This window comes from Xenorhabdus santafensis (assembly GCF_033949405.1).
Classification (GTDB): domain Bacteria; phylum Pseudomonadota; class Gammaproteobacteria; order Enterobacterales; family Enterobacteriaceae; genus Xenorhabdus; species Xenorhabdus santafensis.
Window position 1 is genome coordinate 1 of sequence record NZ_VCDN01000206.1, and the last position, 914, is coordinate 914.

Genomic DNA, 914 nt, shown 5'->3' on the forward strand with positions numbered 1-914 from the left:
ACGCCAAGTCCATTAACCACAAGATTAGTAGCCTTGCTAAATTTAATGAATTTCTAATACAGAAAGGAAGTCAACAAGATCAAGTAATTTTAAAAACAGACATGATAAAGGTTCAAACTGTCTATGCTTCTCCAACCCAAATTGTTGAATTAGATGTAAAAAAGTTTTTACAAAGTGTGTTAGAGGATAATAACAAACGTAATTATGCAATTGCCACTCTCCTAGCATATACAGGAGTACGTATTTCAGAGGCATTATCTATCAAAATGAATGACTTCAATTTACAGACTGGGGAATGTATTATTCGAAGTGGAAAAGGAGGTAAACAACGAATTGTATTACTAAATAGTAAGGTACTTAGTGCTATCAAAGATTATCTCATCGATCGAAAAACATACAGTACAGCACATGAATCTCCGTATCTTTTTATTAGTAAAAAGCGAGAAAAGCTCGACCGTACGGTCGTCAATCGTATCTTTAAATCATACAGCAATGTTATTACTCCACACCAATTACGACACTTCTTCTGTACGAATGCAATTGAAAAAGGATTTAGCATTCATGAAGTTGCAAATCAAGCTGGGCACTCTAACATCCATACGACACTACTTTACACAAATCCAAACCAACTGCAGCTAAAAAATAAAATGGAGCTCTTATAAAGGAGTAAAGGGGAAACAATGGGAGTTAAACAATTACTGTCAGAGGCACAACGAAATGAGTTAATGGATTTATCACGTTTAACAGAATGGGATTTGGTAACATTTCATACTTTTTCTAAACATGACTTACATTTAATATTAAAACACCGTAGAGGATACAATCGTTTAGGGTTCGCTCTTCAGCTTGCATTAATTCGTTATCCTGGCTGGTCCTTAACAGAATATAAAGACATTCCACAATATGTAGTGGCT

2 protein-coding genes are annotated in these 914 nt (G+C 34.6%); both read left to right on the forward strand.

Translation table 11 applies throughout. The features are described from left to right. Window positions 1-662: TnP I resolvase (gene tnpI / locus FE392_RS22335; RefSeq protein WP_319931863.1), on the forward strand; the 662-nt coding region annotated here is incomplete at its 5' end. An 18-nt stretch (window positions 663-680) separates the two neighbouring features. Further along, window positions 681-914 (forward strand): DUF4158 domain-containing protein (locus FE392_RS22340; RefSeq protein WP_319931864.1); only part of this gene is annotated, 234 nt, incomplete at its 3' end.